The organism is Bradyrhizobium pachyrhizi, assembly GCF_029714545.1.
In the GTDB taxonomy this organism is placed as follows: Bacteria; Pseudomonadota; Alphaproteobacteria; order Rhizobiales; family Xanthobacteraceae; genus Bradyrhizobium; species Bradyrhizobium pachyrhizi.
In genome coordinates, this window is record NZ_CP121667.1 from 8013148 (window position 1) to 8039821 (window position 26674).

30 protein-coding genes are annotated in these 26674 nt (G+C 61.8%); 10 read left to right on the top strand and 20 right to left on the bottom strand.

Annotated elements, in window-relative coordinates; translation table 11 throughout:
- Window positions 1–334 precede the first annotated feature (334 nt).
- The 4 genes from QA639_RS37785 to QA639_RS37800 all read left to right on the top strand — a co-directional run bounded on the left by QA639_RS37785 (window position 335) and on the right by QA639_RS37800 (window position 3392).
- On the top strand, window positions 335–826 hold the full coding sequence (locus QA639_RS37785; RefSeq protein WP_082190654.1) for an OsmC family protein: 492 nt from the start codon (window positions 335–337) through the stop codon (window positions 824–826).
- Window positions 827–1079: 253 nt separating this feature from the next.
- On the top strand, window positions 1080–1997 hold the full coding sequence (locus tag QA639_RS37790; protein ID WP_028337067.1) for an NADP-dependent oxidoreductase: 918 nt from the start codon (window positions 1080–1082) through the stop codon (window positions 1995–1997).
- 179 nt (window positions 1998–2176) lie between these two features.
- Window positions 2177–2812, top strand: a complete 636-nt coding sequence (locus QA639_RS37795) for a nitroreductase family protein (protein ID WP_283088669.1) — start codon at window positions 2177–2179, stop codon at window positions 2810–2812.
- A gap of 34 nt (window positions 2813–2846) precedes the next feature.
- Window positions 2847–3392 (top strand): carboxymuconolactone decarboxylase family protein, encoded by a 546-nt coding sequence (locus QA639_RS37800; protein WP_283088670.1) that lies wholly within the window; start codon window positions 2847–2849, stop codon window positions 3390–3392.
- 842 nt (window positions 3393–4234) lie between these two features.
- On the opposite strand, the gene QA639_RS37805 is transcribed toward QA639_RS37800, so the two are convergent.
- The 5 genes from QA639_RS37805 to QA639_RS37825 form a co-directional block, all read right to left on the bottom strand.
- A complete protein-coding gene (locus QA639_RS37805) occupies window positions 4235–4693 on the bottom strand; it encodes a DUF3788 domain-containing protein (protein WP_283090692.1) in 459 nt (152 codons plus the stop codon).
- A gap of 58 nt (window positions 4694–4751) precedes the next feature.
- Window positions 4752–5705, bottom strand: a complete 954-nt coding sequence (gene egtD / locus QA639_RS37810) for an L-histidine N(alpha)-methyltransferase (protein ID WP_157345892.1) — start codon at window positions 5703–5705, stop codon at window positions 4752–4754.
- A gap of 93 nt (window positions 5706–5798) precedes the next feature.
- Window positions 5799–6218: a cupin domain-containing protein gene (locus QA639_RS37815; protein WP_157345890.1), complete on the bottom strand. Its 420-nt coding sequence runs from the start codon at window positions 6216–6218 to the stop codon at window positions 5799–5801.
- 89 nt (window positions 6219–6307) lie between these two features.
- A complete protein-coding gene (locus QA639_RS37820; protein WP_157345888.1) occupies window positions 6308–7744 on the bottom strand; it encodes an MFS transporter in 1437 nt (478 codons plus the stop codon).
- Between the two features lie 269 nt (window positions 7745–8013).
- Complete coding sequence (locus tag QA639_RS37825; protein WP_028337073.1) at window positions 8014–8931, bottom strand: NADP-dependent oxidoreductase; 918 nt, start codon at window positions 8929–8931, stop codon at window positions 8014–8016.
- Between the two features lie 544 nt (window positions 8932–9475).
- Here QA639_RS37825 and QA639_RS37830 point away from each other — a divergent pair.
- Complete coding sequence (locus QA639_RS37830) at window positions 9476–10840, top strand: MFS transporter (RefSeq protein WP_038377876.1); 1365 nt, start codon at window positions 9476–9478, stop codon at window positions 10838–10840.
- Window positions 10841–11126: 286 nt separating this feature from the next.
- Here the strand turns inward: QA639_RS37830 and QA639_RS37835 are convergent, their stop codons facing one another.
- The 9 genes from QA639_RS37835 to QA639_RS37875 form a co-directional block, all read right to left on the bottom strand.
- The gene (locus tag QA639_RS37835; protein WP_157345886.1) at window positions 11127–11672 is read right to left on the bottom strand and encodes a DUF1993 domain-containing protein; all 546 of its coding nucleotides are present in this window, start codon (window positions 11670–11672) and stop codon (window positions 11127–11129) included.
- 152 nt (window positions 11673–11824) lie between these two features.
- On the bottom strand, window positions 11825–12400 hold the full coding sequence (locus QA639_RS37840) for a cytochrome P460 family protein (RefSeq protein ID WP_157345884.1): 576 nt from the start codon (window positions 12398–12400) through the stop codon (window positions 11825–11827).
- Window positions 12401–12609: 209 nt separating this feature from the next.
- Window positions 12610–12891, bottom strand: a complete 282-nt coding sequence (locus QA639_RS37845) for a GNAT family N-acetyltransferase (RefSeq protein ID WP_283088671.1) — start codon at window positions 12889–12891, stop codon at window positions 12610–12612.
- Between the two features lie 12 nt (window positions 12892–12903).
- Window positions 12904–13641: a peroxiredoxin-like family protein gene (locus QA639_RS37850; protein WP_157345882.1), complete on the bottom strand. Its 738-nt coding sequence runs from the start codon at window positions 13639–13641 to the stop codon at window positions 12904–12906.
- On the bottom strand, window positions 13638–14573 hold the full coding sequence (locus QA639_RS37855) for a LysR family transcriptional regulator (protein WP_283088672.1): 936 nt from the start codon (window positions 14571–14573) through the stop codon (window positions 13638–13640). Before QA639_RS37855 ends, QA639_RS37850 begins: the two co-directional genes overlap by 4 nt.
- A gap of 342 nt (window positions 14574–14915) precedes the next feature.
- Entirely contained in the window at window positions 14916–15602 is a 687-nt protein-coding gene (locus tag QA639_RS37860) for an antibiotic biosynthesis monooxygenase family protein (RefSeq protein ID WP_283088673.1), read from the bottom strand.
- Window positions 15603–15832: 230 nt separating this feature from the next.
- Window positions 15833–16579: an FAD-binding oxidoreductase gene (locus tag QA639_RS37865; RefSeq protein WP_283088674.1), complete on the bottom strand. Its 747-nt coding sequence runs from the start codon at window positions 16577–16579 to the stop codon at window positions 15833–15835.
- Entirely contained in the window at window positions 16572–17177 is a 606-nt protein-coding gene (locus QA639_RS37870) for a sulfite oxidase-like oxidoreductase (protein ID WP_157345873.1), read from the bottom strand. The genes QA639_RS37865 and QA639_RS37870 overlap by 8 nt, the downstream gene beginning before the upstream one ends.
- A 208-nt stretch (window positions 17178–17385) precedes the next feature.
- Window positions 17386–17799, bottom strand: coding sequence for a cupin domain-containing protein (locus QA639_RS37875; RefSeq protein ID WP_157345871.1), 414 nt, complete (start codon window positions 17797–17799; stop codon window positions 17386–17388).
- 403 nt (window positions 17800–18202) lie between these two features.
- Here QA639_RS37875 and QA639_RS37880 point away from each other — a divergent pair, with 403 nt between their 5' ends.
- Window positions 18203–19270 (top strand): ATP-binding protein, encoded by a 1068-nt coding sequence (locus QA639_RS37880; RefSeq protein WP_157345868.1) that lies wholly within the window; start codon window positions 18203–18205, stop codon window positions 19268–19270.
- A 299-nt stretch (window positions 19271–19569) separates the two neighbouring features.
- Window positions 19570–19974 (top strand): host attachment family protein, encoded by a 405-nt coding sequence (locus QA639_RS37885; protein WP_157345866.1) that lies wholly within the window; start codon window positions 19570–19572, stop codon window positions 19972–19974.
- 220 nt (window positions 19975–20194) lie between these two features.
- On the opposite strand, the gene QA639_RS37890 is transcribed toward QA639_RS37885, so the two are convergent.
- The 4 genes from QA639_RS37890 to QA639_RS37905 form a co-directional block, all read right to left on the bottom strand.
- Complete coding sequence (locus tag QA639_RS37890) at window positions 20195–21001, bottom strand: Crp/Fnr family transcriptional regulator (protein ID WP_346283749.1); 807 nt, start codon at window positions 20999–21001, stop codon at window positions 20195–20197.
- A gap of 69 nt (window positions 21002–21070) precedes the next feature.
- A complete protein-coding gene (locus tag QA639_RS37895; protein ID WP_157345863.1) occupies window positions 21071–21253 on the bottom strand; it encodes a hypothetical protein in 183 nt (60 codons plus the stop codon).
- A gap of 540 nt (window positions 21254–21793) precedes the next feature.
- Window positions 21794–22003, bottom strand: a complete 210-nt coding sequence (locus tag QA639_RS37900) for a hypothetical protein (protein WP_028337087.1) — start codon at window positions 22001–22003, stop codon at window positions 21794–21796.
- A gap of 32 nt (window positions 22004–22035) precedes the next feature.
- Window positions 22036–22236: a hypothetical protein gene (locus QA639_RS37905; protein ID WP_038377878.1), complete on the bottom strand. Its 201-nt coding sequence runs from the start codon at window positions 22234–22236 to the stop codon at window positions 22036–22038.
- Between the two features lie 894 nt (window positions 22237–23130).
- Here QA639_RS37905 and QA639_RS37910 point away from each other — a divergent pair.
- The 3 genes from QA639_RS37910 (at window position 23131) to QA639_RS37920 (ending at window position 25131) form a co-directional block, all read left to right on the top strand.
- Window positions 23131–23307: a DUF6894 family protein gene (locus tag QA639_RS37910; protein WP_244482588.1), complete on the top strand. Its 177-nt coding sequence runs from the start codon at window positions 23131–23133 to the stop codon at window positions 23305–23307.
- A gap of 494 nt (window positions 23308–23801) precedes the next feature.
- Window positions 23802–24791 carry a c-type cytochrome gene (locus QA639_RS37915; RefSeq protein ID WP_157345861.1) on the top strand — a complete coding sequence of 330 codons (990 nt, stop codon included), beginning with the start codon at window positions 23802–23804 and terminating at the stop codon, window positions 24789–24791.
- Window positions 24792–24981: 190 nt separating this feature from the next.
- The gene (locus QA639_RS37920) at window positions 24982–25131 is read left to right on the top strand and encodes a hypothetical protein (protein ID WP_157345859.1); all 150 of its coding nucleotides are present in this window, start codon (window positions 24982–24984) and stop codon (window positions 25129–25131) included.
- A 338-nt stretch (window positions 25132–25469) separates the two neighbouring features.
- On the opposite strand, the gene QA639_RS41825 is transcribed toward QA639_RS37920, so the two are convergent.
- Together QA639_RS41825 and QA639_RS37925 are read right to left on the bottom strand one after the other, a co-directional pair.
- Entirely contained in the window at window positions 25470–25643 is a 174-nt protein-coding gene (locus QA639_RS41825; RefSeq protein WP_082190791.1) for a DUF2934 domain-containing protein, read from the bottom strand.
- 492 nt (window positions 25644–26135) lie between these two features.
- Entirely contained in the window at window positions 26136–26327 is a 192-nt protein-coding gene (locus tag QA639_RS37925; RefSeq protein WP_283090720.1) for a hypothetical protein, read from the bottom strand.
- Between the last annotated feature and the right edge of the window lie 347 nt (window positions 26328–26674).

Below are 26674 nucleotides of genomic sequence, written 5' to 3' on the forward strand. Positions count from 1 at the left end.
CGTTATGATTTCTATTCCCGCGCGTTGTCCCTCCGACTGAAGCTTCGGCTTGATAGAAGTCGATGCATGGTCCGTGAGCGGAAAGACCATCAAACTCGGCGCGCGTGTCACGGATTTTCCGGCCACCGAGCTTCGACATGGACTTTTTAGAGCATTCCTGTCCGTTATGGACATGATAGCTTTACCCGAATGGTCGCCGGATTTAGTTGGTGAACGCACCGGCTCGAGCGGGCGCAGCGCTGAGATCGCACGAACTCTAAGGTTCGTTCGGCGCTGCTGACGTGCACACTCGTTGAAGCCGGGGATCAATCATTCGGACGATCGGGACCTAATCATGACCAAGATCCGCGAAGTTGTCGTCGCAAGCGACCCCACCAATCATGGCGCGCTGGTTGGCCAAGTCGGCGAATCTCGGTTTCCTGTCGGCGGCCCGGATGGCGTCGGCCACATTTCTTCGGGACCCAATCCTTACGACCTTCTCAGCGCATCTCTTGCCGCATGCACCGCTATGAGCGTTCGTTTTCAGGCCCGGCGCGAAAAACTTCCACTTGAGCGATTGGAAGTGGGTGTCAGCTTCCACCATGGCGCCCAGGGCGAAAGAGATTCGTTCGAGCGCACCCTCGTGCTCGGGGGAGAACTCGACGCACAACAGCGCGCATTCCTGCTGGAAGCAGCAAACCTCTGTCCCGTTGGTAAAATTCTCGGCATTGGAGCGGATATCAGCACGCGCTTGGACGCTGCTATTTCCGGGCGCAACGCAAGCACTCAGGCCAGCTACGAGGATGATCTGGCTCTGCTCCCGATCCCGAATATCACTCCGGATTGAGCGTCTCTCGCGCCGTCGATCCTGCACCGGGCGTCGTAGCCTATCATACCCGCAGCGTCTCCGGTTCGGCGAACCCGCCACGCCTCATGGGGCATTCGCTCCGCGGCTCAGCGCAGTCGCTTTGATCTTTCGGGCCGATGGCATCGATTCCATAGCCACAGGTCATTGGACCATCGATTCTCACGATCGTAGCCTTGCTCGTCTGCAAAGACACTTGAAAGATGACGACACACCGTAGACAGGGAGCTGGATGATGAAGGCAATCGTCGTAACGGACCAGGCTGCGGGAACTGCCGGAATGAAGCTCGTGGAGCGGCCCGAGCCACAAGCGGCGATTAACGACGTCGTCGTTCAAATTCATGCGTCGGGATTCGTCCCTACCGAGTTGACATGGCCCTCGACATGGACCGACCGCCTCGAGCATGACCGAACACCATCGATTCCCGGACATGAGCTGGCCGGAGTGATCACCGCGCTCGGCTATGGCACAACGGGGCTCTCAGTGGGACAGCGAGTGTTCGGCCTTGCCGACTGGCATCGCGACGGCACCCTGGCGGAGTTTGTAGCAATGGAGGCGCGCAACCTCGCGCCGCTCCCGGGCGACGTCGACTTCACGGTGGGCGCGAGTCTGCCAATCTCGGGCCTCACCGCGTGGCAGGGGCTGTTCCAGCACGGCCGCCTTCAGACAGGGCAGAGCATCCTCGTGCATGGCGCGGCCGGCGCAGTCGGGTCGATGGTGACACAACTCGCACGATTGGGCGGCGCCTATGTCATCGGCACCGGGCGCGCCGACGACCGTCAGAAGGCGCTCGAGTTCGGCGCGCAGGAATTCATCGACCTCGAGAACGACGTCCTCGAAGACATCGGCGGAGTCGATCTGGTGTTCGATGTCATCGGCGGCGACATCGGGAAGCGTTCCGCGCGCTTGATTCGAGCTGGAGGAACGCTGGTGTCCATCGTCGGGCCGAGCGAAGCGCGACCCCGCGATGGCCTGGCGGTCGACTTCGTTGTTGAGTCCGATCGTGCCCAACTGAGCGAGATCGTCCAGCGCGTGCGGGACGGACGACTGCGGACGAACATCGGCAACATCGCGGCTCTCGACGATGCAGTCGCGGCTTTCAATCCGACCAAGCGGATTAGCGGGAAGACGATCATCCGCATTCGACCGTGAACGACACGCATTCGATGCTCGCAGCCCGCTGCGTCCTTTTAGCCGCGCCGGGGGCACTGGGAACCCACCCACGCCCCCTGACATGAGATGTCGAAAGGGCTCCATCCCCGCAGCATTTCCAGCAAAGAGAGCAAAAGCACCCGCTATCTCAACCTATCCCTTCACGCATAGGAACCACCATGACCAACCGAATGACCATGACCAACGCCGTCATCGAATGTATCCTGAGCCGCAGCGCCACCAAGTACTACGACCCCACCGCCACCCTGAGCGACGACCAGATCCGCGAGCTGGTGCGAATCGGCACCACCGCGCCGACATCCTTCCACTTGCAGAACTGGCGCTTCATCGCCGTACGCACGCCGGAAGCCAAAGCTCGGTTGAGTCCGATCGCTTGGAGCCAGCCCGCAATCACCGAAGCGGCCGTTACCTTCATCGTCTGCGGCCAGTTGGCCGATTCCAGCGTCGTCCCAGAGCGTCTGGCACCGCTGGTGGAAGCGGGCATCATGCCGGCAAAGATGGTGCCGGAATGGGAAATCCCCGCACGCGATCTGTACATGGAGTACCCGCAGCGCCAGCGGGACGAGGCAGTGCGCACCGGCACCTTCGGCGCTGCGGCGATGATCTATGCGGCCCTCTCACTAGGCTTGGGTTCGACGCCGATGATCGGTTTCGATGCCGAAGCGGTGCACCGCGAGTTCGGACTGACCAAGGACGAGGTACCGGTCATGCTGTTGTCCGTAGGGACTGTGCGTCCGGGGAACTGGCCGCAGAAGCCGCGCCGGCCGTTGGCCGATGTCTTGAATCTCGTTTGATTATTAGTGAAACCAGCAAACTACAGAGAATGTGATGCCAAGGATTGCAGCTCTAAGGCCGGAACAGGTGCCGGCCGATTCGAAACCGACCCTCGATATGTTCACCAAGAATATCGGGTTCACCCCGAATATGATGGCGACTTTCGCGGCAAGCCCGATCGCGTTCAACTCATGGGCCGCCCTGCTCGGCTCCTTGAGCAAGGCGCTCGACGTGAAGACGCGTGACAGCATCGGTCTCGCTGTCTCCGAAGTGAATGGCTGCGACTACTGCCTGACGGTTCACAGCTTTACGGCCGATCATATGGCCAAGCTGCCGGCCAATGAAATCATTCTCGCTCGGATGGGCCATGCCAGCGACCCGAAGCGGGACGCCGCGATCCAGTTTGCGCGCAAGGTCATCACGACCCGCGGCAAGGTCAGCAACGCCGATCTGAAGGCCGTCCACGATGCCGGCTACACGGATGCGAACGTCATCGAGATTGTCGCGCTGGTGGCCATGTACTCCCTGACGAACTTTTTCAATAACGTGTTCGATCCCGAGAAGGACTTTCCTGCCGTTGCGCCGGCTGGCTCTATCTGAACACTATCCGGTCGCATCGACGAAGTCTGAGGGGCTCAGAGCCTCCATGTAAGTGAGCTTGACGCCAGAGCCCGGAAGCACCCAGGTAACGTTTCTTGGGAACGCGTCCGGGCCTTTGGTAGGTGCACCGACCGATATCGCCGACGCTATCCGCTTTTTCCGACTCTGCACCGCTCATTACCAGCGAGGTCCCGCACGTCGACGGTGGACAAAGTGCTCGCCACCGAGCTGAACCTGCCGCTGATCGTGGATCAGCAAGAAAGCGATGCTTGATCATCCAATTTCATGCGCCAGCCGGCGTAATTCCTCGATCAGCTACAGCGAGCTCGCCGACGAACCACACCGGATCGACATCACGGTCAGCGGCTGACGTGGCCATGGGCGATCTCGGATCGACGTTCGGCTAAGTCGCCCTCTTCAACAAACGCGCCGGCAAATCGTGAGGACAAGCAGCCGCGCGACCGTTACACAACCGGATCAGCTCGGCTGCTCGGTCCATCGACGAAAGGCTCGCCGGCGCACCGGGCCGATCGGCGCGAAGACCGCCGCCATTCTTCGCCAAGGCGGCCACGAAGCGATCGCAAGCGTCGCGCAAAGCTGTGGCGTCAACACACAGTCACCGGAGAAGGGCTCAAGGAAGCCATGGCCAGCGCGCGGGTGGTAATCGACGTCAACAATGCGGCGTCATTCGATACCACAATGTCGAAGCTCTCGGATGAAACACTCAAGGGATCGATCTAGGCCGCCAGGTTGCCCGCGAGGACGAGGACGTCGCGCCGCTGCACAAGAAGGCGCTCGCAGCGCGCCGATCTGATCTGGGAGACCACCACGGCGCGGGCGTCTCAACGGCCCGACCGTAGAAAACGACGCTTCATACTTAAAAGCTCCGTCACGTCATGTCGATCGGCTGCGGATGAGATAGCAACTCTCAGCCATTTTCCATCAGGATATGTTTGCGCTTCATCGTAAAGCTTGACCAGCTGCGTGCGCCACTCGTAGCGCCGCGCCTCAAACTTCTCTCGCTCTGCTGTCCCCAAGACCACCTCGACCGAAAGCTTCCTGTATTCCGGCAGAAAAGTGCAGAAAGCCTTGGATCTCTTGTAACGCAGGGACCAGCCGCGCTTCTGTCCACGATAGAGCCAATCCGGCGCGAAAACGCCGGGGTAGTGTTCCTCGATCCAGTTCCGCAGTTCGGCCCAATGCTCGAACGCCTTCGGCCCGATCCAGTCGCGGACCGTGGTGTCATCGGGCGATGCTGATTTGTCGGTGATCCTGTCGCCGATTTGGGGGGACTGCTCCATGCCGCTTCCTTTACACCACTCTTTTTCGGGAAACTTGGTGGGCCGCACGATCGGCCCCTCAGTAGCGAATGAGTCCGAACAGGCCGAATAGCCTGTCCGCATCCTGCCAAGCCTCGGCAACCCTCCATCCGCCGGAGCGGGCGAGCTGCTCAAAGCTCTCCGCAGTATATTTTCGGGAGCTCTCAGTGTGGATGGTTTCCGACGTTCTGAAATTGAACGTCCGCCCACAGATTGTAACGCACTGATCGCATAAGCTGACCAGGTGCATCTCTACGGCCTTGTCGATTTCGTTCCAGCGCGCCGCGTGCTCGAACTGCTCCAAACGAAAGTCGCCGCCCAGTTCGGTGTTGATCCGCTCAAGGAGGTTGAGGTTAAAAGCGGCCGTCACGTCCGCGCTGTCGTCGTAAGCACGGAGAAGCATATCTACGCTTTTCTGAAGGTCGACACCGATGATGGCGCGTCCGTCGTCGCCCAGGTGTCGCCCCATCTGCGTAAGCAGGGTCTTCGCCTCGATCGCGTCCAGATTCCCCATCGTCGAGCCCGGAAAAAATCCAGTCCTGCCGCCATAGCAGCTGTCAAACGGGACTTCGAATACATCCAGGAAATTGCGCTCTACCGGGCGGACCCAGAGCGATGGGAAGCGCGAAGCGATCCTCTTCGACGTTTCTGCAAGGAAGGGGGCGGCGATATCGATCGGAACGTAGCCTCGTGGGTTACGCAACCCTGCCAGCACAAGCTCAGTCTTAACGCCGGCTCCCGCACCATATTCGATGAGGATCGCGCCAGACTCTACAAAATCGGCGATGTGACGCCGCCGCTCTCGCAAGATCGACGTTTCGGCTCGAGTCAAGTAATACTCATCCTGCCTCGTTATCTCTTCGAAAAGTGCAGATCCACGCTCGTCGTATAACCAACGGCTCGGCAATGTCTTCACATCAGCGGATAACCCGCCGACGACGTCTCGGGCGAATACATTCTCAACAGGGTCGATGCTGTTAGTTGCGTGAAGCATATTTTTCGGCTTTCGGGGCACGGCAGATGACGGTCGCGATAAGCTCGCGGCCGATATCATCACCGTGGATTGTTGCCTGGCGCAGCGAGTAGGTTATTTGACGGGCGTCGTCAGCGGGTTGTCATTGGCATCGAGAACGAAGACAGCGAGCGGCTTTGCGGGGTCTGTCTTGCTCGCGTTGCGGCTAATCGAATGGGTCGCGCCCGGCGGCTCCGACCAGCCCTCGCCTGCCCGATAGATGCGCGTCTCACCGTCGTTCACCTTCGATTCGATCGCGCCCGAGATCACGTAGGCGTAGATGAAGGCCGACTTCGCGTGGGTGTGGGGCAGAGAGGCCGCGCCCGGTGCATAATCGACCGCCACGGCGAGCAACGCCTTACCAGGGATATTGGGAATGGCCGCCTCAAATTTCTTTGTGACGATTTGCGCTTCGCCATCATTGGCGTTGATGGGGCGGGCCATCGAGAAGGCGAAGGCGGCGCAGGTGGCGGCGATAATGGCTCGGATATTCATGAGCTTTTTCCCTCTGCCCATAGGTGGTCTTCGTTCTTCATTGTTTCCTCCTGGACTTGCTCGCCGGCCGAATGCGGACACCAAACGGCTCAGTCTCGCGGGATGAAGTCAACGTGGGGCCCCGGCTCAATAACGAACACCGCGAGCGTGGCGAAAACGCTGGCGACCGCGGCGACCGCCATCGCCATGTGGAATCCTGAGAATAGCTGAGGACCGCCCTGCTGCAGGACGCCGCCGAGCAGGGCGATGGCGAAGAGCGAGCCGGCGCGCGAGACCGCACTGTTGACGCCCGACGCAGTTCCGGCGCGATCGGGTTCGACGGAGGTGAGGACGAGGGTCGTCAGCGGCGCGATCGCCAGGCTCATGCCCAGCGCCAGCAACAGGATGCCGGGGAAGATGTCCGCCCAATAGGTCGCGTTCGGACCGACTCGGAGCGCCATGGTGCATCCCAAGGCGACGACGGTGCCGCCGGCGAACAATGGCAGGCGCCGGCCGAACCGGCGGCAGAGCATACCGGCGAGCGGCGAGACGACGGTAATCAGCACCTGCAGGGGAATGAAGGCCAGGCCTGCCGCCAGCGTCGAGAGGTGCGCGCCCCGGATCATCACGAAGGGGATCAAGGTTAGCATGACCGTGAACGGCCCATAGAGGAGCGCGCTGAACAGGTTCGCGCCGACGACCGACCGCGCGGCGAAGAGGGACGGAGGCAGCATGGCGTTTTCGCCCAACCGCCGTTGGCTCACGATGAGGCCGGCGAAGCTGCCCAGACCGACGATCAGGGTAACGAGCACCCAAAGGTTCGGACCGGAACCGTTCGTCAGGCTGGTCAGCCCCGCGCCCAGGCCGCCGAGCCCGACAGTTGAAAGGACCGCCCCACCGACGTCGATCCGGGCGTCGCCGGTCGGGGCGTCCTTGGATATCCACGCGGCGCCGACGGCCAGCGCGCCGGCGACGATGGGCAGGAGCATCAGAAAGGCGGTCCGCCAAGACCCGTGATCGAGGATCGCACCCGCGATCACGGGCGCGACGCCGCTGGCAACAGCCGCGGCGGCGGACCAGATCCCGACCGCACGCGCTTTCTTGTCGGCGGGAAAGTCCCGCCCGAGCACGGAAAGGCCGTTCGGCAGAATCACGGCTTCGCCCAAGCCCTGCAGGAAGCGGCCGACGATGAGCGGCGCGAAACTCGGCGCGAAACCAATCGCGGCCGCGCCCAAGCCGTAGAGGGCGATCCCCCCGAGGAAGATCCGCTTCTGTCCGAACCGGTCACCCAGAGCGCCGGCGACCAAGGTCAAGGCCGCGAGCGGCAGGAGCTCGGCGTTCATCACCCACTGCAGGTCGAGCGGCGACAGACGCATGTCTCGGCCAATCGCCGCGAGAGCGACCGTGACCACGGCGCTGCTGACGAACACGAGGCAGCCGCCCAGGCTTGACGCGGCGAGCACCTTGGCGCTGCCCTGCGCCCCGACGGCCTTCGGCTCGGACAGCGCCAGGCCGCGGTCGGCCAGAATCAGGGATGCGCTGCTCACGACCTAATCCCTCAGGTTAGGTTGCGCGATTAGCGGCGCGAACTCATTGGTCAGCAGCACGAAGCCGAGCCGCCGTGTCCGTTCGCGGATCACTCCTCGCAACATCATTGCAGCCAATCAGGGGACTGCGCTAGCCGACCCGTGAAAATCGGATGATCAAACGTCACATTCTTCCTCCTGATGAGGTGCCCGTGCTGCATGGCAGGATCTTCCGCGACGCGATGGTGACCCACGAAGAGGACAGGATCATTCGCCCTTCCCCGAGTTCGCTATGGACGAACGCGGATGATTGTCTTCCCGACGATCCGCGTGGTTGGATTGAACGCAGCGACGGAATCTCCGAGGGTCGCTATGTTGCCGATGTTCGTCCGAAGTCGTCCGTCCCGCACCCGCTGGACGATCTCACCCAATTGGGCGCGATCTGACACGAGAACAAAGTCGATCGCCAGACCGTCGGCGGGCCGCGCCTCGGTCGGCCCGGCGATGGTCACCAGTGTTCCTCCGGGCCGGATCACGCCAGCAGAGCGCTTCGTGATGCCGCCGCCGATGACATCGAACACCAGATCGACTCCGCCGACGTCTTCGAGGACGTCGTTCTCGAGGTCGATGAATTCCTGCGCGCCGAAGTCGAGCGCCTTCTGACGATCGGCCGCACGTCCGGTGCCGATGACATAGGCGCCGGCCAATCGTGCGAGTTGCGCCACCATCGACCCGACTGCGCCTGCCGCGCCGTGCACGAGGACGCTCTGCCCCTCCCGAAGGCGGCCGTGCACGAACAGTCCCTGCCACGCGGTCAGGCCCGGCATCGCTACGCTCGCACCCACCGTGAAGTCGACGTCGCCCGGCAGCGGCGCGAGGTTGCGTGACTCGACAGCCACATACTCAGCCAGCGTGCCGCCGCGATACGAGTCTGAAAGGCCGAACACTCGCTGTCCCACTGACAGCCCCGTCGTGCCATAGCCGAGAGCGGTAACCACACCGGCCAGTTCCTGCCCGGGAATCGAAGGTGTTCGGTCACGGTCGAGGCGATCGGTCCACGTCGAGGGCCACGTCAGCTCGCCCGAGGTGAATCCCGACGCATGAATCTGAACGACGACGTCGTTGATCGCCGCCTGCGGCTCCGGCCGCTCCACGAGCGTCATTCCGGCCGTTCCCGCAGTCCGGTCCGTTACGACGATCGCCTTCATACGAATTGTCTCCTCAGTTACTTGTCTCTTCGCCGAATAGTTTCCGTCGATAAGACCCGTTCGACATATCCATGCCAGCGGCCATGGGTAGCTTCCGAAAGCGAGGCGGAAGAGCGCTTTGCTGGTGGTCGACGTAGCTATTGATCACAACGCGGGACGAACTTTTCCAATAGCCGGCAGGTATAGTTTCGATAGCAGCTGGGAATAGCGCTGCGACGGCTCTCTTTGTCGTTCGTAAGCCCAGGCAAGTGTGTAGGCCGCGACGGCATCACGCCACGCAGCGAGCGGCAATAACGATCGTCGATTGATTCTATGGCGAGAGGTGATTTCCATCGCGGGGGTTCGACCGCCAAGATGTGAGACCGCTGCCAGACGCAGCTAATAATCCAAAACGAGACTGCAAATGACCCCTCCTACAAGCCAGAGACGGCGAGCTTGTCGCCACGAGGCGGAGCCGTTTGTAGAGCGCTGCAGCCGCGGTGTTATCGATGCCGAACCCTGTCCGCGAGAGCTCGGGCGGGAAGCGCCGCCTCGGCGCCGGCGCATGGTGCTCGCGGCCTGCGTACTCGCGTCCTCGATGGCGTTCATCGATGGGACAGCGCTGCCCGTTGCGTTACCGAGATTGCGCGCTGACTTCGGAGCCGACCTCGCCTCCGTTCAATGGGTTCTCAACGGGTATATGCTGGCGCTCGCCTCGCTGACATTGATCGGCGGCGCGCTCGCGGATGTTTACGGCAAGGCACGCATGCTCAGGCTCGGTTGCGTTCTGTTCGGCCTGGCCTCCGCGGCTTGCGCGCTGGCGCCTTCGCCTGCATGGCTGATCGCTGCCCGCGTCGCACAGGGAGCGGCCGCCGCGATCGTCACGCCCGCAAGCCTCGCCCTGATTGGGGCCACCTATCCGCGCGCGGAGCGGAACCGGGCGATCGGCCTATGGGCCGCGGCATCGGCTCTCACCACCGCCGGGGGTCCTGTCCTAGGCGGCTGGCTGACCGAGACTTTTGGTTGGCCATCCGTGTTCTGGATCAACCCGCCGCTGGCGCTCGTCACCGTCGGGATTCTGCTGGTCTTCGCACCCAAGGATGAGCGCATCCACCGAAGGTTCGACGTGATTGGCGCCGCGATCCTCGCTTCCGCGATCGGAGCGCTCGCCTGGGCGCTCAGTCAGATCGGCCCCGGTGGCGCTCGGGCCGCCGCGGACGCTACAGCCCAGCCGCGTACGGTGCTCGCGATCGTCGCCGGGCTTGGCATTGTCGGGCTCGCTCTCTACGCGTTCTGGGAGCGCATAAGCAAACACCCGATGACGCCACCTCGGTTAGTGGAGAACCACGCCTTTCTTGGGCTGAACGTCGCGACCCTGATGATCTACGCGGGGGTTTCGATCATGTTCTTCCTGCTCCCGTTTGAACTCATCGACCGCCGCGCCCTGTCATCGACCGACGCCGGGCTGGCATTCCTGCCCTTCACGCTCGGCGTGGGACTTCTGTCGGGCGTGTTCGGTGGGTTGGCGGACAAGATTGGTGCGCGGACCATGCTCATCGCTGGACCGGCTGGTGCGGCGCTTGCTTATGTCTGGATGGCGCTCGGCCAGGAAGAATCCCTAATGCTCAGCGTGATTGCACCCATGATGCTGCTTGGCCTGTCCTTCGCCGTGCTCGTGGCACCGCTGACTGCGTCCGTCCTGTCGAGCGTTGACCAGACGGACGAAGGGCTCGCCTCCGGCATCAACAATGCGGCAAGCCGGATTGCGCAGCTTGCCGGCGTGGCACTGGCCGCCGGTGTCGCGTCTTTCGAATCTGGCTACGAAGTCGGTCTCGCCGTAGCCGCCGTGACCTCGATCGGCGGCGCCTTGACAACTGCAATAACCCCGACGCCGGCCGCGGCGAAAGCGGGCGGCTCGGGAGAGGCCTAGAAAGCATGCGGCACCTCCTCCAACGATCCTCCAACTGTCGGATGCCACGGCTGATGGTCGATTCACGAGCCCCGGGTTCGGCGGCGGCTTGTCGAAAGCCGCGTCGGTCTGTGGCGGCGCGCACATAGCGCAGATATCGTCACACAGCCTCGGACGACGTGCCGGCGTCCCGCATTTGAACGCTATCTGAGTCGACGAGCGCTGCTGGTAGCCGCTCCCACCATCAAGGCGCGAATCTCCGGCGCGAACTTTGGGTGGGGCCTGTGTCCCGCGCCGCGTCCGCCTCTCATGAGTAGTCACCGCCGCTCTGCTGACTGAGGTTGCCGAGGTAGTCGCGCTTCCCGATCTTCGCGCCGAGATGCCGAAGGATCGCGTGCGCAATCGAGATGTGGAAGAAGAAGTCGGGCAGCAACAGGTGCCGGATGTAATCGTCGCCGCCGAACCACCCACGCACGATAGGCGGTGTCAGTTCGTATGTGCGGGACTGCGCGCGGACAATCTCGTCCGGCCGCACGTTTTGCAAGAAGTCGCGCGTATCGAGGAGCCGCGCCTTCAATGCAGGGTACATCATGGCGACGTTGTGGGGTGCTGGCACGTCACGCTGCATCAGCTTCGCCATGTGTGCGTAGACCTTGTTGCAGCTCACGGAAAACTGTTCTCCGAAAGTCAGCATGTCGGTCGCGAGCCGCTCGCCAAGGATCCTCCCAGGCTCAATCCCCCTGATCCGCTCGAGTGCTTGAGCGTGATCGAGATAGTCGTCCATCACGTTCAGTCCGTGCACCATGACAGGGACCGTGATGTCATAGACCGAGAAGGACACGTCGAACTCCATGCGCTCGTTTGTACTCCGAACGTCGATCGGACCCGCCAAGCCGATAGCCGAAACGAATGGTCACAACACGCTCTTCAATCTTCCAGCTTGCGGCTTTCGACATTGCCTCCGCGAAACTGCAGCAAGAGGAGAGCGCCCGCGCATACGGCCACCTAGTGACGCAGGACGGGATATCCATTCACATAAATCCAGTCCGTGGCCTGGGCCGGCACGTGGCACCCCTGGCAATCCGAACGGTAGTCCGTCGAGGTGGTCTTGAGCGGCTTGTCCGCATCGAACCACGACCATCCCCACCCGTCGCCCCACAACGAGTTGCCGGGGTGCGTTCCCTTGCTGTCTTTCACCATGACGAACCAACCCTTGAGCTTGTCGGCGTGGCTTACCGTGCCGGTGGTCATCTCGTTCGTCGAGGTTGCGAAGACCTCTTTCACCAGAACGGCGCCATCCGGGAAGTGCCCTGTCTTTCGATAGGCGTCGATTGCCCCCGGGGATGCGTAGACGGCGTGCATTTCCTTCGAACCCTGGCCGCTGTCGGCGGCAATTGCCCAGTTCCCGAGCGCTTGGTAGAGGGTTCGGTAGTCTGCCGGCACACGCAGGTGCCCGGCGGCGTCCGCCACGTTCGCTGTCGGGTTGGCCGGAGCCGCTCCGCTGATCTGAGCGAGCGCCGCCACAGTGCCGGCGACAAGCGAGACGGCGACGGCCAGGCCGACAGTCCTCGATAATTTCATGGGGTCTCCTTTGCTGCCCGCGCGCGGCACGGCGGCGCGGCGCAATGGCTTCAATCAATGTCGAGCCAGCCGCATGCTCGGCCGGTCCAGCGGACCTGAGGATCGGACACAGCCGACGAAATCGGAAATTCCCTTTGGACATGCATTCGATAGTCTTGGGGTATCGTCGCCCAAGCGTTGTGCGCGCGTGCGCGCCGTCCGTTTTTCGATCAGCCATCAAGGAGCACGGCATACTCGGGGTTTTGAGCGGCGTGCGAGGACATGAAGGGGCACTTCGCGATTACTCTTTTCCCGCCGCGTCGCAACGCTTCGAAAACGCCAAGCGCCAGCATCGATCCGTACCCTAGGCCGGAGAGCTCTTGTGGCACCTCCGTGTGGAGCAGGACGACGCGACCGTCTTCGACCTTGTAGTAGGCGACCGCGAGCGCGGTGTCGCCGAGGGGCATTTCAAACCGGCTCATTGCCGGATTATCCCGGATGTCGCTCTCCACCTTCTGCCTCCCTCATCGGGACGTGGAAGCGGCCTGGCGCAGCGAGGCCAAGATTTGCGCCGGCTCTTCCCGTTTGGTGAAGTCGGGCTCGACGAACGCGCTACGGATCCGGCCTTTCGCGTCGATCACGTAGGTCGCGGGAATGGGCAACATCCAGACCGGTGACCCGTGCCGGGCGCCGAAGTCGAAGCCTTGCTCGGAATAGTGCGCCTTGGTCTCGTCGGGCACTCGGAACAGTACGCCATACGACATGGCAACGCCGTAGTCGACGTCGGAGAGCACGTTTAGGTCCAAGCCCAGACTTCGCTTGAGCTGCCGCGGGAAGTCTCTTGTGTCGGGTGTCACGACTGCGAGGGTCGCGCCGACGCTCTCGAACTCATCCTTCGCGGCCTGAAGAGCGCAGAGCTCTGCGGTGCAGAACGGGCACCAGCCGCCTCGGAAGAAACTCAGGACGAGGGGTCCGTTGCGGCGCAGCTGTTCGGCGGAGTGGAGACGACCGTCGGCATCCGGCAGGAGAAAGTCTGGCGCGTCGTCTCCAACCTTCAGCGCGTGCGATGCCACATCTGTATCCCGAAGCCAGCCCACGAGGTGGTTGTATGACTCCAAGTCCGCGCTGCTGAACGTCGTCAAAAGCTCGGTGCGAATCCGGGCAAGTGTCTTGTCGGTCTGATTTGGCATCGGTTGGGAGTTGTCAGGCTGCGGATTGATCGGCTGGAAGTGGTTGGCTGCCGGAGTGCGCGTCGTGGTCATGCCGGCGTCCTCGCCGCTTCCGGGACCGCGGCGCGCAGTACACGCCGGTCTGGGACTTCGACCGACCAGTCGCGAAGCCGCGCGACCTTGACGAAAGCGTCCAGCGCCGGCGAGTAGCGGCGCCCCTGCACAGCCAGTAGCCGCACCTCGCGCGAAACCGGGTCGCCTTCGAGCGGAATGCTCTTGAGCGTCGGAAGGCGCGGCATGTGCTCGGGCGCGAGTATCACGCCGAAGCCAGCGGCGGCCATGTGCTGCAGATGCAAGTCGTGGCCGCTGCAGTGGCCGAGTTGGGGCGGTTTCTCGGGAAAATACGACTTCTGGATCTTTGGGGCAACGTCGCATTCGGCGCGTTCCAGCAAAATGGTCTCACGGAGGTCGTCGATGCCGATCGAGGGACGATTTGCGAGGCGGTGTGTCGGCGCGAGAACCGCGACGTAGCGCTCCTCGAACAGCGACCAGTCGTCGATGCGGGCGGGCACGTCCTGCACGTCGCCGACCATTGCGGCGTTGATCTCGCCCTCAAGCAAGAGGTCGACGAGCTTCTCGGCCGCGCCCTCGCGCAGCTCGACGTGAAGTCCAGGGACGAACTTTGCGATCTCCGCGATCGGATCGAGGACGAGCGACGCCGAGATGGAAGGGGCGAGACCGATCTTCAGTGGCGCGACGTCCTTGCGTTGGAAATCCTGGGCTCGGCGACGCACCGCCTCTGCCGAGGCCAGTGTGCGTTCCAGCATCGGAAGAACTTCCTTTCCAAGGTCGGTGAGCTGCGTCAGCTGGCGTTCGCGGTAGATCAACTGGCCGCCGAGCTCCTGCTCGAGCTTCTGCACCCCCTTGGTCAAGGCGGGCTGCGTGACATTGCACTGCTCGGCCGCGCGGGTGAAGTTGAGCGTGGACGCCACGGCCAGGAAGTAACGAACTTGATGAAGCTCCATGGGTTGTTCTCCGTCAAAGTGCGGCCGTCGAGACTGACGAGCCTTCGCACTCGACGACGTGACGGGCACGTCGCAATCATGTGGCGTAGATGCAACTTGCGTGCGCACGTTGGAACGGTTCGGCCTATTGATTTGGACGCACGGACACGCTTTCAGGAACTTCTGAGAGCCGGGCCAGCGCGCTGCGAGGTTGGCGAGAACCGGACCGGCCCCCGCGCCGCTTGTATGCGATCCCAAGGCATGATCGTCAGCGCAGAGATCAATCATTCGACAACAAGCGGAGGAAGCCCCCAACGACTCGTCAAACCGTCAGTATGTCCGGGCGAATCATCGGGATCGGCGTCAGGCGTGGAGGGTCTCGCCGCCCTTCACATCTGCGTAGTATTGAGGCGCCTCGCGACGGTCGTATTTCCCGTAGTCGCGGACGATCCTCACCCTCCTGATCCTCGCCTTGTCATTCGGCGCAGAAGCGTCCTCGTAGGCCTGCGCCGCGGCGGCGTCCTTCCAGGATATGAGCAGAATCAGGTCACCGGGCGTGAGCACTGCGTCGAAGATGTCCCAGGACGTGCTGTCGGCGGCCCAAGGGTTCAGTCCGAGCCACTCGGCGCAGTCGTACGGGTTGTCAGTCTGCTTCCACTCCGGGGGGCGCGTCGCGTTGATCAACGTGACCGTCGTTCCCTCGCCCACTTCGGTCTCGTCGAGCCGCTGCTCCGCAAGGGCGTACCCCGCAGGCACCTGATTGTCGGCAGTGATCTGGCCTACACGGAGGTGGTAGTCCGCGAGGATTTCGTCGCGGCCCTTCTGCTGGACCTCGTGATGGCGCATGCGGGTGCGCCAGCGGACGAGCGACTTCTCGTCCCGCCAGTTCGAAAGCGAAAGGATCCAGCCCTCGCGGGTCAGGCTCTTGTAGCGGATATTATCGACGAAGCCTTCGACCTGTTCCAGCTCAGGTCGCAACATTTTGGCGTTGTCGAGGTAGTCATCCCAGTTCTCTTTATGGGGGAAGACTTCGAAAATCACTGAAAACATGGCTGTATCCCGCTTCTGGAGTGCTGCGACGATCTCGATGTCGGAGTGCCCCCGCCATGCGCGCCGCCTTCACAGCAGGAGATCCTCGAGCCGTCGACATCGATCGTCTTAGACAGCATTCGGATGGCTCCCGTTTCGTTCACTGCTGCGTATCCTTGGATTCAGCGCGACCGCGATCGCCGCGGGCCGCGCGGAGAATCCGGCGTTTGCGAAAACTATCCTCTCGTCTCTCAAGCGCCGTAGCGTTCGGTCTTGATCGCCCCGGCTTCCAGTCCCAAAGCGAGCGCGGCGTCCGCCGCGATGTCGGCAAAGGCGTTCGACCCGCACACGAAGGCGCAGCCGGGGGACGCAGGCAGCCGCCCCGCGACGTCAGTGACCATCCTGCAGTCGATCCGCCTGCTGAAGTCGGTGCGGCGCGTCGCCGGCTCGCGTGTCAGAGCCAAGGCGAGTGCGAAATCGGGAAGCGACCTCTCGAGCTCGAGGAGTTCGTCCCTGAACGGCACGTCACCCCAGGTCCTGGAGGAGAGCAACAGCGCTACAGGCACTGGCTCTCCGCCGGCCTTCCGATACCGGATCATCGCCATGAGCGGCACGACGCCCGAGCCTGCGCCGATCAGGAGCACTGGTTTGTTGACAGGCCCCGGCCAGAGAAAGTGTCCGCCAAGTGGCCCGCGAAGCTCGATCGTGTCGCCTACTTGGGCGACGTCGTGGAAAAACGGGGACACCTCACCGTCCGGGAGGCGCCCGATCGCCAGCTCAATCACCTTGGAATCGCTCGGGGCCGAGGCGATCGAATAGCTGCGCACAGAAGTGTAGCCGTTGGACGCAGTCAGCCGCACGTCAACGTGCTGTCCGGCCCTATAGTCGAACGGTTCGGAGAGGCTGAGAAAGAAGCTCTTGATAGCCTGCGTTCTCGTCGCGATCTCGACAATCGCACAGCTCTGCCATCGCGCGGTTGCGGCAATCGCTTCAGTCATTCGTGTATCGCTGCTCTTTCCACGGATCGCCGTACATGTGGTACCCGCGCAGCTCCCAGAAGCCGGCCTCGTCGTGCTCCGTGAACTGAAGCCCGTTCACCCACTTCGCCGACTTCCAGAAGTAGAGATGCGGCACGAGCAGGCGCGCGGGCCCCCCATGGTCGCGCGGCAGCGGCTGGCCCTCGTACTTGAGCGCGACCATCGCGTTCCCCATTGCGAGGTCGGCGAGTGGCACGTTGGTGGAGTATCCGTCGTAGCAATGTGCGAGTGCAAACGGAGTGGGTGCGCTGAGGCCAGCGTCGGCGAGGATGTCATCGACGGCCACGCCCTCCCAGGCGGTGTTGAGCTTCGACCACGAGGTCACGCAGTGGATGTCTCGCGTCATCTTGGTTCGTGGGAGCGCGTTGAACTCCGACCAGCCCCACGCCTTGACTGGACGAGGTCCGACCTTGAGCGTGAAAGCCCAGTCCGCGGGCTCGATTCGCGGCGTGGGACCGGCTGTAAGCACCGGAAAATTGTCGACGAGGTGCTGTCCCGGGGGAATCCGGTCCGATGGTTCTGATCCGGATTGGCGGCCTGTGAACCCGCGAGTGACCATGGCGGACTTCCTCCGTCGGCGGTGAAAGGAGCTTAGGTTGGCGCACCTCACCACCACCGCAGCGGCGCGCTAGTTGGTCTGAAGCCGGGAGACCGTTAAGAGCGCCCGGCCTGCGCGTGGAATCAATCATCTGGCGCGGTCGCGCGCGGCCGGCACCCGGGCCCGAGCGGGCGCACGTTCGCGAACGCCGCCCCTCCGGTCCCCGGCCCTAGGGGAACGTCAGGCCGAAAGCGGCCGGATCGGGCTGCTCGCCTTTCCGGGGGACCAAGAAGCGCTCCAGCCCACCCGGCACGAAACTGAGCAGCAGGGTCGCTTGGTCGCCGACCACCTCGATCGTATGCGGCACCCCGCGGGGAAGAGCCGCGTAGGCGCCCGGCCCCACCTCGACGCGGGTATCGCCGACCCGCGCGATGAGTTGTCCCTGCACCACGTAGAGCAGTTCGTCCTCGCGCGAGTGGGTGTGCAGCGGCGGCTCCTCGCCGGCCCGCACCGTCCACAGCACAGCGCCATACTCGCCTCCGGTCTGGCTGCTCTCCACTTTCATCTCGACGTTCGAACCTCCGCTCGAGGTCACCGTCTCGCCGCCTTGGGGCGGCGTAAGAACCGGTTGCTTCACTGACATTGGTAGCCTCCTGATCGTGGACCCTTGTTCGGGTGTCGGAGTGGCGGCGAAAGGTTGCCGCTCACGCTCGTCAGAATGGGATTGCGCGCGGCGAATGGGAAATGACGTCACGCCATGAAGTCGATAGCCACGCGTTATGATGGCCGTAGGCACGTGAACATCTCTTCTCGATCGCCGAGAGTTCCGCTCGGGCGAGTGCTTGCAGGCCGAAGCACCGCACGGCCTCCGCAGCGGTGCCAAGCGTCTCTCGGCCATTCCCGATAACGACCGGCTATCGACTCCATGGCGAGAGGTGATTTTCCTTTCGACCGTCATGGACTCAATCTTCGACCTGTGTCGCCCGCTCTCGTGTCCAGGCAGAAGTCGGCGTTCCGTTGAACGATCGCAGGTGAGGAGGCCCGATATGCAGATCAAAGAGACAATCGGCGTTTCATTACCCGGCTCTGTCGAAGATCCGCCGCTGGAGGATGTCGTCGTGCTCGTGGACAGCGCCGGCGTCGCACTTGGCGTGCGGCGTGCGTTCAGCGCGAAGGTGCGGGGCGTCTGCGATCGCGGCAACGGCCTCATTGCGCCCAGGTGCGTGGAGATCCCGCTCGTCGGGTCCAACGGCGAGGTTTCGGGGATTTTGTTCCGCACCGACGCGCGGTCCGACACGCGTGGCTCGGTCGCCCCCCGCAGGCGGGAGACGGTGAAGGCGTTAGCGGACATAGCGCAGCTGGTCGCCCACGACATTAACAACCTTCTCGTCGTAATCGACGGCAGCCTATGGCTGCTCGAGCGCCAGAACGATGCCGCGCTCCGAAAGGCCATCATCGGCAGAATGCAGGAGGCGATCGCGCGAGGCGCGTTACTCAACCGGCAGCTCCTCGACGCTGCGCGACCGGGCCCCAACTCGATTGACGGACCTGTCGAAGGCAATTGCCTCGCAGCAATGGCGGCCTCGCTTGACCGGGCGTTACGTCCGGACATCACGGTCAACACCGAGATCGCCTCTGACTTATGGGCCTTCAATGCCGACCCAGAAGAGTTGTACTTCGCCTTGTTGAACCTCTGCCGAAATTCGGCCGATGCTATGCCGAACGGCGGCGCGATCACCGTCGCGGCGCGAAACGTCGAGTCTCGCGCTGGCGCGGCCCGGGAGTTCGTCGAGATCATCGTCGCCGACGACGGAGAGGGCATGACCGAGGAGTTCCTCTCGCAGGCCTTCACCGCATACTTCACAACAAAGGCCGCGGGCAGTGGCACCGGCCTCGGGCTCCCCCAGGTCCAGCGCTTTGCTGAGGGACGAGGCGGCGCGGTCTTTATAGAGGGTGAGCGGGGTGCCGGCACGCTAGTGCGCCTCTTCCTCCCGCGCGTGCACGCGGCGGGGCTCTCCAGCAGTATCGTCGACACGGAGATCGCGTACACGCGGTCACACGACGGCGGCGTATTCCACATCGTAAGCCCAGCGACGGCGGCGCCGATGTTGTAGCGGCGCAAATACCTGGAGACCGGTTCATGATCCCGCCCGGCCGCCTCGACCGTCCGATCGACCACGAGACAGACCACGTGCTCGGCCGATGCCGAGGTCACGCTCGTCGAGTACGGGAGCTACGTTCCAAGCGCCACCGACTTCTCAGCCGCCAAGATCGCCGCGTTCGACGCGTCGATTCTTTCGGCCGCCGTTGGGACTGCCCTGCTCTGAACTGATCGAAGAGGCGTCGTGGAGCGCTGGCATGCGAGTATCATAGCCCGCCGGCCTTTATGCGGATCCTGAACGGAGGGCTTTCGATGATTTTACCTACCGGTACGACAGTAGCCGTCGCTGACGGCGAGACGATGCGACTGTTCCACAATACGGGCGTGAAGCCTGGGGTTCACCTGGTCGAGATCACGGCGGCTCCGCCTGCGCCCGCCCGCTCCGGTTCGGGCGCGCGACATCGCAGCGGCTCCGCCAACCCCGATGGCAGGCGGCTCGTCGAGGACGACTTCGCGGCAGCGACGGCCGCGTTCCTGAACAAGCTCAGCCTCGACGGGACCATAGAACACTTGGTCGTTGTGTCAGATCCCAGGACCCTGGGGGAGATGCGCAAGCACTACCACCGCGACCTGATAGGCAAGATCATAGGCGAGCTCGCGAAGGACTTCAGCCGGCGTCCGCTCGAGGACATCGCCTCACTGATCGCCGACGCCTGACACCCCCGGGAAGCGATCTCAAGCGAGGGCCGGATTCTACGAACTTACCTCTTTCAGGCAGTTCCGCTCTATCGGACCAAGAAATTGTCCCACCGCAAGGCCTGAGGTACGAAGCTTGCCGAGCGGAGGAAGGCAAAGATTGCCATTGCTCGGAAGAGCGGTTCGCTTGGTCCAGCTTTTGCCGAAGGCGGTGGCCGGGATCTATCGAGCCGCACCACCGTCAGCTCGCGGAGGCCGTCGGCACCGCGATCTTGTTCTGCGCGATGATGGCTTCGGCCCGCGCGAGATTTTCCAATAGGCGCTGGCTGGTCAAGACAAGGAAGTAGTAGCCGAACTGCGGGTTCTGGAAATAGATCTCGAGCAGCTTTTCATAGGTGATGGTCAGAACGTGGCCATCCTCGATGCATTCGATCGTCGCGGTCCGGCGGTTGTCGGGTGTGAGGAAACCGAGTTCGCCCATCAGGCGGCCCGGCGGAACGTCGACGTTGATTTCGATGACCCGGAATCTGCCGGTAACCGTCAGCTGCATTTCGTTGGCCGCGTCACCTTTCTTCATCAAGATATCGCCCTTGCGATACTTGCGCTGGGTCATGAACGGCTTGAGCCACTCCATCGACGTGTCGCCCTGTGTTGCGGCGCGCGCCTTCTTCACGAGAGCGAGCATTTGACGAAGACGGTAGGCGTTGATGGGAACCATCAGGAGATAAAGAAGAAATGTCGTGACGGCTCCGGTGAGCGCACCGAAGATGGCGAAAAATATGCAACCGATCATGTTGGCGACCCGGAGCGGCACCATGGTGTGCGTCAGCAGGGTGGCGACAAAGAAGATCGCGCCGATCAGGGCGAACATGTTTGCCAGGGTGATGTTGTGCAGAAAGATTTCCAGCAGGCGGCTGAAGATCTCGTTCCAGGTTACGCTACTGGGATCGAGACCCATCTGGACAAGAATCTTCGCGAATCTGAGGTTGTCGGTTGCTGCATCTAGAATGCGATCCAGCATGCTGGATACGTCTGCGCTAAGCATCATTTGGTTTCGCCAAAGTGTTGTGTAAGCCAATACCGGCAGCGGCTATTCCGGACGAAACCATTGCGTTCGTCAACTGAAACGAAAGACTCGGCGAGTGCGAGATAGTGGAAACAGGAATCTGGCGACCATCGACAGCACCACCAGCGGGCCCCCCTCCAGCGCCACCGGAATCATCGCGTGCGCCACCAGCGCGAGGACAGCGCCACCCACCAGCGCTTGGGCAACGGCTGCATCCAGCGCATCGTCTGCCAATGAATCCTTTGCCGATCGCCGCGACCACGATGCCGGCGAGCAACAGGGTCGGCCACAGACCGAAGATCGCGGTTGTCCGATCCAGATCTTCTTGAGCAACTGATCGTGCGTTACCAAGAGACCAACATGCATCGCCAAATGCGCAGCAGCCCTCGTTGGGCATCCTGTCTGTTGGCTGTTCGCGTCAGTTCGCGCGGCACTGGGACATGTCCGAACATGGCGTAAGACCGGAAGTCGCCCGCTAAGGCTCAAACTGGCGCTTTTGCCCCTAAGCGGCTTTACCTTTTATCAGGCCGCCTCGGATGTCAGCACCGCTCGCATCTAGCGCCGTCTGCGTTTGGAACCGAAACATTTTCTGGCCAGATGATTTACTCTTGGGGCTTCGCAAGATGCGAGGCATTCATGAACCTTGTCTCGGCGAGCGACGTGTTCCTTACAGTCGCGATCATGAGCATCGCTTTCCTGGCCGAAATCGCTCTTTTCATCTTGATTGGACTGATCTGAAAGGACGCGCTGTGCTGCGCGCGGCCGAGCGAAGGTCTAATTCTCTGTGATCTTGATGGTTGAGACCGGCCATCTTCCGTCGTGACCTTTGATCGAAATCCGAAGCCCGTGCAATTCGTCCAGCCAAACGTACTCGATCGTGCCCGCCTTTCCATCGGTAAGGACGACGGCTTTGCCGATCAATTCGGCTTGCGCCTCGCCGTACTCCTTCAGAATTTTTGGCGCACGGCGGTTCACCGATGGCATTGCTCATCCAATTCGGTCGAGCCGTCTTTCGCTCAGCGGCGAACCTTGTCCCAGCGCTCAGCCGCCGGAATGATCGATGGTGACTGCTCCTCCAATTCGCGGAGCCGGTCGATTTGCTGTTTAAGTCCTTCGGGTAGTTCCGGCTCTGGCTTCAGCGACGCGCCCAATCTCTCGCCGATCTCTCGAACGATGGCGCGGCTGTGTGTGTGGTCAAGGTCAACGCGATGGTCCATGCAATTGCTCTCGTTCCGGTAAAGGCAACGCCAGCTATGTCCAACATCGTACCTAGCCCTCCGCAAACTCAATGGAGGCACGGCCAGCGACTTTTGAATGGAACCGGGGACCGCCGCTTTTGGCTATCTGCGCGAGCGCTCGTTTTCACAACAGCGGGTCTTTGGTAGCGACCTTTGGCTATCCGCGACATGCGCCGGTTTTCTACCAGCGAGCGGCAGTCTCGCATCTCTCTAAAGCCTGACGTGCGCTTTCGTTCCTTTGATCTTTGATCCGACGCGATATTCCATTCGTAGGAGCCCGGAGTGGGAGGTCGACGCATCCCAAGGCTTACTGAGTTCGCGCTCGATGCCATCGTTGCGCGCGGGAACCATTTCTGAGAGTGCCCAGTTAGTTCATGGGGCGATGAAGGGACCATCGTCATGAGCACCAAATATATCGCTGCGATTGCGATAGTTGTTCTTGCCGCCTGTAGCGGGCTGGTCGTGAATTCCGTCGGCTCGCTTCATCCCGAAGAGCAGTCCACGCTGTCCGCCAGACAAGTGGCTGACCGATTAGCTGGATCCTTGGATCCGTATTTGACACGGTCTGGTGGGTGACAACTCAGAATGCATTTGGCGGCGCTGCCTAAAGTCATGGGCATCGGGCCCGTTCGTTGCGGCATAGACAAGAAGCAGCGGAACTATTCTCGTGTTCAACCCGGCAGACGAGTAACGCGGCGTATGAGTGCGAGCGCTATGGGATGTGAGGCCAAAGGCGTTAGAGCATTCCTTGCCGGACGAGGCGCTCAATATCGTCGCGCGCGGACATTGGCTTCCTCCTCCGCATTTCAGCAGATGTGAAGATACTATTTTGACCTTCGCGACGACGAAGCGCTAATCCCGAATGAAGAGGGAATGGTGTTGCCTGACATCGGATCGGTTCAGGAAGAGGCCGTGAAGGCCTTGGCCGACATGGTCCACGGTGCTGGCAAAAAATCCGCCGGCCTAATTCAGATGGCGATTGAGATCCGCGACGACGACGGGCCCGTGATGCAGATTAGATTCGCGTTCGATGTCGTCAGGCTGCGTTGAGGGCAGCAGGACGGAGAAGCCGTCATGTGTGAAAAATGCGCCGAGTTTGACAAGAGGATCGCGCACCACATGGCACTATCCATGCGGACCACGGATCAACTGACCCTGGAGGGCATTGCTGTTGATCAAGCAGTACGAAGCGCAGAAGCGCGAGTTGCCTGGTGAGCCGACGGAGTAAGGCCGCCTCAGTTGGTGGCCTCTTTCACTGCGAGCGTCACCTGTTGGCCTCTTTCGGACCTCATGGCACGGTCTGCGGATGACTGGGGCTTAGCGACTTCGGAGGAACGCCTGCTAACTTCCAAGTGTGACCCGCTGCTGACGTTCGCTCAGAAAGTTGCATCGCGCCGTGAATCATTCATTTTCCGATAGTCCGTAGCTTGTGCGCAGGCTGATCCGGATCGAGAGAATGAACCGCTCGCTCACGGAGGCTACCTACCGTTGACAGAAACCGTCGTTGAATGATCCAGTTGCGCATTCGGGCACGAGGATCAGACATGCTGTTTCAAAGCCGATGTTTTTCTCTCTTACGGGTTGCCTGCATTCTTGCCGCTGCTGCTGCCGGAGTCTCTGCGTCCAGCGCGGCGCGCGCGCAGGCGCCGGCAGTCTGGACGGTGCCAGAGGTCGGTGCGTTGCCGAACGATGCCTTCGGTGTTCAGGTGCGGAGGGGACGCGACCTGATCACCGCGACATATGCGCATATCGGCCCGGAAGTCGCGGATACCGCAAGGCGGTTTGCGGGCAACAATCTCGCCTGTAGCAATTGCCATCTCGCGGCCGGAACGAAGAAGTTTGGATTGCCGATCTTCGGCCTGTTTGAATTGTTTCCTCAATACAGTGCAAGGCTCGGTGCTGAAATTACCATCGAGGATCGGGTCAACTCCTGCATGGTGCGCAGTATGAATGGCCGTGAACTGCCGAATGATAGCGTCGAGATGCAGGCGATCGTCGCCTATATCAAGTTTCTGTCGTCAGGCGTTGCAGCGGGACAGATTTTGCCTGGGCTCGGTGCCGGAACGATGCCCGAACTTAAGCGAGCGGCCGATCCTGTTCGCGGCAAGGCGATCTACGCAAACTCCTGTCAGACTTGTCACAACACAGATGGTTCTGGAATCCGCCGTAGCCTGCCGACAACGGATCTCGGGTATGTGATGCCGCCGTTGTGGGGACCGGACAGCTTCAACGACGGCGCAGGAATGGCGCGATTGATTACCGCGGCGAACTTCCTGCATTTCAACATGCCGCATGGCGCAGATTACCTGAACCCGCAGCTTTCCGTCGAGCAGGCGTGGGACGTGGCGGCCTTCGTCATTTCGCAGTCGCGACCGAAAATGGCTGGGTTGGACAAGGACTTCCCTGATCTTTTGCGAAAGCCGGTCGATACGCCCTACGGCCCTTATGCCGACGGATTTAGCGAGCGACAGCACAAGTATGGACCGTTCGCACCGATCCGGGCCGCGATTGCAAAGGCAAAGAAAGCGCGTTGAGCATTTCAGCGCGAAGCCGCGGAAGCCTTCATCCGTCATAGCTTACGTGGATACAGGCGACTTTTCATCGGGAGCCTTCCTGAGTCCATTCCGTACCAGACGCTGCAAGCCAGATTGCTCATTGATAAGATCAGAACGTTCCAGGGGTTCGCTATGCCGGACAGCATTGCGGCTCTGGTCCGGTGGTCCGATGAACCACCGCGATGCGAATATTGTGTTACGGATATCGCAAGAGGCACATGCCTATCACGACGGCATCGACCATTGCGAAATTGAAATCCCGGACGCGATCACCAGCCTGCTGGGCGTCCCCTCAACGCCCGACAGCCGTCTGGAATAGCATTTGGTTCGGGCCGGAGCGCGATCCTATTTTCCTGAGCGAAGGTCCGGGTTTGGCCCTTGGCGGACATTCGCTTAAGCATCTTCGATGTCTGCTTTTGAGGGCGATCCGGACCTCGCTATTCCCGTACGCGTGTACTGGATTTTGTGCGTACACGCCCTAGGTCAGCTCCGGCTCAGAGGTCGAGATCGGCCATCGCCGCGAAGGCATTTCCGCTTGCCGGCTCGCGCCCGAGGAACCATGCATCTCCATTCGGACTGCGATACAGTTCTCTTCTCTCGGACAAGTAGCTGCTCCTCATTTTGCCCGCGAGCGCTTACGGACGCGCCGCCGTTAACTCACTCGTTTTCACTCTCGCTAAGTTCTCGCTCTACCTGCAACCGAAACTCAAGATCACGGCTACTGGGCCGGCCGGGCTGTTCCCAAAGTGCGTGGGCGCGCGCCCGGACTTCTGCTTGGACCGCCAGGTGGCTATAAGCCGTCGCCGGGCCTCGATCAGCTCGTCGACAAATGCCTTGAGCCGCCGATGGGCCGTTTAGTCGCTATGCCGGTAGCAAGCCGCTTGGTTCGTTCGGGCTGGCGCTCCGAGGCTTGGCGATCACTGCGCGGCTCCGGCCAGCAAGAAAGCGCCGCCAAGCGCGACCATCACAAGTCCGGGCCAATTCGATTTGATGCCGAAACCGCTAGCCGGTCTTTCAGGTTCGAGCGTGTTTTGCCCAGAGCGAAGCCGCCTTCCACCGCTCAATCGGCCTCGCCAGATTGGTTGAAACGCCATCTGTAGCACGCCGCCGAAAACAAGGAGCACACCAAGCCATATGAGGATCATGCGCGCCCCCTGCACGAGCGAACGCCGAGAGGTTGCTCCGCCGAGAACCGCGGTCCATTCAACGTCTGCCCGCTGCTCTCGGAATTGAACGACCTGAAAGCCACCAGACGCGCCAGCGCACTGCACGTAGGCTGGAGATCACGCTCTTCGAAGCTCAGGCTAGGTATAAGCATCCTGATTAGTCTCCGTCCGGCTCGCGCACGACCGGCGGTTCGTCGGTTCGGTTCTCTTCGTCTTCGTCTTCGTCTTCTTCATCTTCTTCATCTTCGTCGTCATCAGGATGATCTCGGGGCGGCATTGTGTTGTCCATGATCGCGAAGAAACGCCGGTCGACCCTGGTGGAAACTACCTCGGGGATTTGTAGGGTCATGTTGTTTGCTCCTCGGATTGTGACCTGGGGCAATTTACCCCTTGCTTTCGCAGGGGCAGACACGGAATTGGCGGCATGGCAGTCTATTTCGGTGCCTGCAGGCCAGGAGACGAAAGCCATTCCTGTACGCAAGCGGCAGCTTCGGCCTTACGCGCCTGGCGGATTAGCTTTTCGCGCTCAACACCAGACGGGATACCCCGCGCTTCCTTCCGCAGTCGCTTGGCCTGTTCTTCCAAGTGTTCATCTGGTAGAGGCGCTTGATCGAAACGGCGTCTTCTCATGACGGGTCTCCTTCCAATTGCGGTGGAGCGCAATTTGCGTTCTCGTCACCGATGACGGCCCATGGC

Bases quoted from the DNA above. Each gene is read 5' to 3' on its own strand.
- QA639_RS37785 (WP_082190654.1), top strand. From the start codon at position 335: ATGACCAAGATCCGCGAAGTTGTCGTCGCAAGCGACCCCACCAATCAT.
- QA639_RS37790 (WP_028337067.1), top strand. From the start codon at position 1,080: ATGAAGGCAATCGTCGTAACGGACCAGGCTGCGGGAACTGCCGGAATG.
- QA639_RS37795 (WP_283088669.1), top strand. From the start codon at position 2,177: ATGACCAACCGAATGACCATGACCAACGCCGTCATCGAATGTATCCTG.
- QA639_RS37800 (WP_283088670.1), top strand. From the start codon at position 2,847: ATGCCAAGGATTGCAGCTCTAAGGCCGGAACAGGTGCCGGCCGATTCG.
- QA639_RS37805 (WP_283090692.1), bottom strand. From the start codon at position 4,693: ATGGAGCAGTCCCCCCAAATCGGCGACAGGATCACCGACAAATCAGCA.
- egtD (WP_157345892.1), bottom strand. From the start codon at position 5,705: ATGCTTCACGCAACTAACAGCATCGACCCTGTTGAGAATGTATTCGCC.
- QA639_RS37815 (WP_157345890.1), bottom strand. From the start codon at position 6,218: ATGAATATCCGAGCCATTATCGCCGCCACCTGCGCCGCCTTCGCCTTC.
- QA639_RS37825 (WP_028337073.1), bottom strand. From the start codon at position 8,931: ATGAAGGCGATCGTCGTAACGGACCGGACTGCGGGAACGGCCGGAATG.
- QA639_RS37830 (WP_038377876.1), top strand. From the start codon at position 9,476: ATGGTGCTCGCGGCCTGCGTACTCGCGTCCTCGATGGCGTTCATCGAT.
- QA639_RS37835 (WP_157345886.1), bottom strand. From the start codon at position 11,672: ATGGAGTTCGACGTGTCCTTCTCGGTCTATGACATCACGGTCCCTGTC.
- QA639_RS37840 (WP_157345884.1), bottom strand. From the start codon at position 12,400: ATGAAATTATCGAGGACTGTCGGCCTGGCCGTCGCCGTCTCGCTTGTC.
- QA639_RS37850 (WP_157345882.1), bottom strand. From the start codon at position 13,641: ATGACCACGACGCGCACTCCGGCAGCCAACCACTTCCAGCCGATCAAT.
- QA639_RS37855 (WP_283088672.1), bottom strand. From the start codon at position 14,573: ATGGAGCTTCATCAAGTTCGTTACTTCCTGGCCGTGGCGTCCACGCTC.
- QA639_RS37860 (WP_283088673.1), bottom strand. From the start codon at position 15,602: ATGTTTTCAGTGATTTTCGAAGTCTTCCCCCATAAAGAGAACTGGGAT.
- QA639_RS37865 (WP_283088674.1), bottom strand. From the start codon at position 16,579: ATGACTGAAGCGATTGCCGCAACCGCGCGATGGCAGAGCTGTGCGATT.
- QA639_RS37870 (WP_157345873.1), bottom strand. From the start codon at position 17,177: ATGGTCACTCGCGGGTTCACAGGCCGCCAATCCGGATCAGAACCATCG.
- QA639_RS37875 (WP_157345871.1), bottom strand. From the start codon at position 17,799: ATGTCAGTGAAGCAACCGGTTCTTACGCCGCCCCAAGGCGGCGAGACG.
- QA639_RS37880 (WP_157345868.1), top strand. From the start codon at position 18,203: ATGCAGATCAAAGAGACAATCGGCGTTTCATTACCCGGCTCTGTCGAA.
- QA639_RS37885 (WP_157345866.1), top strand. From the start codon at position 19,570: ATGATTTTACCTACCGGTACGACAGTAGCCGTCGCTGACGGCGAGACG.
- QA639_RS37890 (WP_346283749.1), bottom strand. From the start codon at position 21,001: ATGATGCTTAGCGCAGACGTATCCAGCATGCTGGATCGCATTCTAGAT.
- QA639_RS37900 (WP_028337087.1), bottom strand. From the start codon at position 22,003: ATGCCATCGGTGAACCGCCGTGCGCCAAAAATTCTGAAGGAGTACGGC.
- QA639_RS37905 (WP_038377878.1), bottom strand. From the start codon at position 22,236: ATGGACCATCGCGTTGACCTTGACCACACACACAGCCGCGCCATCGTT.
- QA639_RS37910 (WP_244482588.1), top strand. From the start codon at position 23,131: ATGGTGTTGCCTGACATCGGATCGGTTCAGGAAGAGGCCGTGAAGGCC.
- QA639_RS37915 (WP_157345861.1), top strand. From the start codon at position 23,802: ATGCTGTTTCAAAGCCGATGTTTTTCTCTCTTACGGGTTGCCTGCATT.
- QA639_RS37920 (WP_157345859.1), top strand. From the start codon at position 24,982: ATGAACCACCGCGATGCGAATATTGTGTTACGGATATCGCAAGAGGCA.
- QA639_RS37925 (WP_283090720.1), bottom strand. From the start codon at position 26,327: ATGACCCTACAAATCCCCGAGGTAGTTTCCACCAGGGTCGACCGGCGT.